This window comes from Nocardiopsis listeri, assembly GCF_020741345.1.
GTDB lineage: Bacteria > Actinomycetota > Actinomycetes > Streptosporangiales > Streptosporangiaceae > Nocardiopsis > Nocardiopsis listeri_A.
Window position 1 is genome coordinate 1 of the sequence record NZ_DYZD01000036.1, and the last position, 4,708, is coordinate 4,708.

The following is a 4,708-nucleotide window of genomic DNA, read 5'->3' on the forward strand; positions in this document are numbered from 1 at the left end:
GGTGGTGGGAGCCCCCGCCGATGAGACGGATGCGCTCGGCGGCGTCATCGTCCTGGGCGGTCTGCTCCGCGGCGGCCTGCACGGCCTCTTCGGCCACACGCAGACCGTTCTCGGCGACGTGGACGGGCACACCGTGGTCGGTGCGCGGTCCCGTGCGCCCGAGGTCTTCGTCCGCTTCCTCGTTGTCTTCGTCGTCCTTGGAACGGTCGACGGAAGAGGGGGAGACGGGGTCGTCGGCGGCACCGAGGAGCGGCAGTCCCAGAGGACCGCCGGGCTCGGCGACGGAGTCGATCCCGTGATGGCCGACGGATTCGGTCAGCCCTGCGGTGACGCCGTCGACGAGGTCGCCCTCACGCAGCGACTCGTCGGTGGTCCGAACCACGTCCTTGCCGGTTCGGGTGACCTCTCCGACCAGGTCGGAGGCCCCACGAGCGGTTCCGTCGACGGTCCGCGCGGTGTCGTCGACCGCGGTCTCCGCGACGGATCCGACCCGGCTCTCGCGCAGGGCACCGGAGACACCGGTGTCCTCGAGCGCGGTGGCGGGAAGCGAGGCCGTCTGCGGTACGACCGTTTCGGCTACGGACTCGGTGGACGCGGCGGCGTGGGCCGCGGCTTCGGAGACCCGGGTCTGCCGGATCTCCTCGGTCGCGATCCCACCGGTGCGTTCGGCGGCGTCGCCGGCACCGAGCACGGTGTCGACGAGCCCGCCGGATTCGGCGCCGGTGTCACTGTGCGCGACACCGACACCGCCGGCGAGCCACGCGACGGCGACGATTCCGGACAGGAGCAGCAGTCGGGCGTAGACACCACGGGTGTTGCGAGCAGCGCGACTGGAGGACACCAGCCACTCCCGGCTCGCGAGCACCATGGATGCCCCCTTGTCTGACTGCTACTGGACGGTCCCGCGCGGCGTTGTCGCCCACGGTCGATCGTCGGCCCCCGAAAAGACGGGGTCACCTTCGAACTGAAAGCAACCGTAGCATCACTGCGCGTGACCGTGGGTGGGAAAAACGAACCTCGCCGAGAACTTTCCGGCGCTCCCCTTACGCTTCGTCAGGCTTTCGACCGTTAGTTTCGCTCCTCTGCACCCAAATCCTGCGCCAAGGGCTTGTCGATCACGAACATCGGAGCCCCCGCGGAGGCCAGGACCAGCGAGACCATCGCCAGGAAGAGGGGAGGCAACGCATCGTCGTAGGCCGCCACCACCGGGGAGTGGGTGGTCTCAGGGGAGTGCCACCACCGAGTCGGGGCATCGACCCGAAGTCCCCCCGGGAAGGAGTTCTGCACCACGGCTGTCTGAACCTGGAGGCTCGCTCCGAGGGGACTCCGCCGCGGGGCTCCCTGTACCGCCGGTTCGGTTCGCCCTCCACCTGACCACTTCGGGGGCACCGCGAGCACACGGTCCGCGCCGGTGACGCGTCGGCGCGGACCGCACGGGTCCCGGTTCGGTCGGTCCCGTCAGCTCATGTCGATGAAACGGTCCAGAACTCGAACTCCGAATTGGAGACCGTCCACGGGGACACGTTCGTCCACCCCGTGGAACATGCCGGCGAAGTCCAGCTCCGGCGGCAGCTTCAGCGGCGAGAACCCGAAGTTGCGGATGCCCAGCCGGGAGAAGCTCTTGGCGTCGGTGCCGCCCGAGAGGCAGTACGGGACGGCCTTGGCGCCCGGGTCCTCCGCCAGCAGCGACTCCGACATCGCGGTGACCAGGCCACCGTCGAAGGAGGTCTCCACCGCGGGAAGGTGGTGGATGAACTCACGGCTCACCTTGGGGCCGAGCAGTTCGTCGATCTTGGCGAAGTACTCGTCCTCGGTCCCCGGCAGGAAACGACCGTCCACCTGGGCGGTGGCCTCACCCGGGATCACGTTGGCCTTGTAGCCGCCGCCCAGCACCGTCGGGTTCAGGGTGTTGCGCAGCGTGGCACCGATCATCTTCGCGATCGGACCCAGCCGCGCCACCGTGGCGTCCACGTCCTTCTCCTCGAAGGGGATCCCGAACTCCTCGCAGATCTCCTCCAGGAAGGTCCGGACCGTGGGGGTGAGCTGCACGGGGAACCGGTGACCACCGAGCCGGGCGACCGCGGCGGCCAGTTCGGTGACGGCGTTGTCGTGGTTGGTCATCGACCCGTGGCCCGCGGTGCCGCGCGCGGTGAGCTTCATCCACGCGATGCCCTTCTCCGCGGTCTCCACCAGGTACAGGCGCCGGTTCTCGTTGACCGTGAACGAGAACCCGCCGACCTCGCTGATCGCGGAGTCGCAGTCCGCGAACAGCTCGGGGTGCTCGTCCACCAGGTACTGGGCGCCCCAGGTACCGCCGGCCTCCTCATCGGCGACGAAGGCCAGGACGATGTCGCGCGGAGGACGTCGCCCCTCGCGCAGTCGCTGCCGCAGCGTGGCCAGCACCATGGCGTTCATGTTCTTCATGTCGACCGCGCCGCGGCCCCAGACACAACCGTCGGCGACCTCGGCGGCGAACGGGTGGTGCGTCCAGTCCTCCGCGGCCGCGGGCACCACGTCGAGGTGTCCGTGGATGAGCAGAGGAGGACGGCTGGAGTCCTCTCCCGTGATCCGCGCCACCACGTTGCTGCGCCCGGGGTGCTTCTCGTAGATCTCGGACTCCACCCCGACCTCGTCGAGGCGGCCCATGACGTACTCCGCGGCCTTGCGCTCACCGGGACCGGAATGGTCGCCATAGTTGGAGGTGTCGAACTCGATGAGCTCCCGGCACAGATCGACGACCTCGACCTCCGCCGCGCTCGGATCCCTGTGTTCCGCCATGTGGCTCTCCCCTCTACCGGCCGCACCTTTCGCCCTAGACCCTGCCACGCTCTCCCTTCGTCCGGAAGCCGGTCACCCCCTCACCGAAAAACTGGTTCGGGGCCCTTCAGACCTTTGCTATGGTTGAACCTGTTCGGCGCTACGGCGCCAGACACCCACGTCCGGGTGGCGGAATAGGTAGACGCGCTAGCTTGAGGTGCTAGTGGCCGTTAAGGCTGTGGGGGTTCAAGTCCCCCCTCGGACACAATGAAAAGCCCTGTTCGCAGGGCTTTTTTCATGCCCGGGTCGAGGGGAGCACGAAGCCCTTCCGCCGCCCTTCCTTCGGGCGGGCGGCCGACGGCACGGTCCTCATCGGGGTCGGGAGGCATCCGCGCGGCCAAGAGGAGCGGTTCGGGTTCGTGCCCGGCCACGGCTTGGACCATGGCGTCGGGGTCGAACCCGAACCCTCCCCTCCCCCGGTCAGCGTGTCTTCAGCAGGGTGGCCAGGCGGGCCGCCGACGTACCGAGGCCGGTCGGTGCCCAAGCGTGGTCGAGCGGCACGTGGTCGCGCACGTTCTTCGGGGTACGCAGTCGACGCTGCTCCGCCTCGGTGTAACGGACACACCTGCGGTGCCACTCCAAGATCCCCGACATCCACTCCTTCATGTTCTCGGTGTCGCGCAGCAGCGCTCGGGAGGTCGCCTCGTCAAGGTCGAAGTCGGCCAACAGCTTCGGCAGGTCGTTGGCGAGGATGTGCTCGAACTGCTCCATGCGGGCCCGCATCAGGTCCGCCACGATGTCGCGGGCCGTGTGGAGGTCCACGTCGAAGAAGTGCTCCACGATGAGGACGAGGTTGTGCACCTCCCCCTCGAACTCGATCTCCTTCTGGTACGAGAACAGGTCGTTGGTGAAGCAGGCGTAGTCCTGGGCGGCGGTCTCCAGCTCGCGTATGGTCCGGTTCTGGAACAGTGCCGGGTCCACGTCGGGGAAGCTCGCCAGTTTGGCCAGGCTACGCGTCATGTCCGAACCGAACGTGCTCCGACGCATCTCCAGGTAGTCGACCGGGTCGGGCACCCGGTGGTAGGCCTGGTTCTCCAGTTCCCACACCCAGCTGGAGGTCATGTCCTCCACCGCCCGGCGGAACGTCGCCCGGGCCGCCGGGCTCATGGGACCCGCCGTACGCCGCCACAGGTCGGCCAGCCCGCGTTCGATCTGATTGACGGGTGCCGGGGTGGCCCCCAGGTCCAGCGGCATGAACGACGACAACCGTTCGTTGCACACCTTGGCCGCGGGCAGGTCACGCGCCGCCCCGAACACCACGGGGAAGTAGTCGTCACCGTAGGTGCCCCAGGCCAACCAGTCCGAGGACAGGCAGAGCTGGTCGAACTCCGCGTCGGCGTGGATCATCGCGGCGCAGTGGGCCAGGTCCAAACCCATGAACTGCCGTTCGTCCCACACCCCTCCGACCTCCACACCCGGCACCGAGTCGAACAGGCCCATCCGCCGTGCCCAACCGACGGCGTAACTCCGGGCGTCGTCGATCCGCGGGTTGGTGCGGATGGGGTAAGGCATGTACAGGTCGGGCTCCGCCAACTCCCCTACCGGACGGAACGCCTGGTGGGAGTGTTGCCGAGCGCGGTGCCGCATCCCTGGAAGCAGCGATGTGAACACCGGTCGCGCCGCCGACGTGCCCAAGCCGGTGGGGCCCTTGAGTTCCCCGGCCGGTCGGGTGCCCAGGCCCTCGTTCATGTACCGGTTGGAACGCGCGTGCCACTCGTGACCGCCGGCCTGCCAGTCCTGGAGGCCCTTGACGTAGGCGGCCACGCCGGCCTGCGCGTGCCGGGGTACCGCGTGTTCGGTGAGAAGCGCGGGCACCTCGCTCAACGCGGTGTCCTCGAACTGGATGAGCCGTGCGGTGAGCAGGTCGTTGACCAGCTCCGCCGCTTCCTGG

General features: G+C 68.6%; 2 protein-coding genes, 1 tRNA gene and 1 pseudogene. 1 reads left to right on the forward strand and 3 read right to left on the reverse strand.

Annotated features, from left to right (window positions below; genetic code table 11):
- A partial coding sequence (locus K8V84_RS01800) for a hypothetical protein (protein ID WP_304069535.1) occupies positions 1 to 868 on the reverse strand: 868 nt, incomplete at its 3' end.
- Between the two features lie 590 nt (positions 869 to 1,458).
- Positions 1,459 to 2,778 (reverse strand): M20/M25/M40 family metallo-hydrolase, encoded by a 1,320-nt coding sequence (locus K8V84_RS01805; protein ID WP_304069536.1) that lies wholly within the window; start codon positions 2,776 to 2,778, stop codon positions 1,459 to 1,461.
- A gap of 159 nt (positions 2,779 to 2,937) precedes the next feature.
- Between K8V84_RS01805 and K8V84_RS01810 the strand changes: the two genes are divergently transcribed.
- Positions 2,938 to 3,022 (forward strand) — tRNA-Leu (locus K8V84_RS01810).
- A gap of 215 nt (positions 3,023 to 3,237) precedes the next feature.
- Here K8V84_RS01810 and K8V84_RS01815 read toward each other — a convergent pair.
- Positions 3,238 to 4,708: pseudogene (locus tag K8V84_RS01815) on the reverse strand (germacradienol/geosmin synthase); the annotation flags it as partial.

Bases quoted from the DNA above. Each gene is read 5' to 3' on its own strand.
- K8V84_RS01805 (WP_304069536.1), bottom strand. From the start codon at position 2,778: ATGGCGGAACACAGGGATCCGAGCGCGGCGGAGGTCGAGGTCGTCGAT.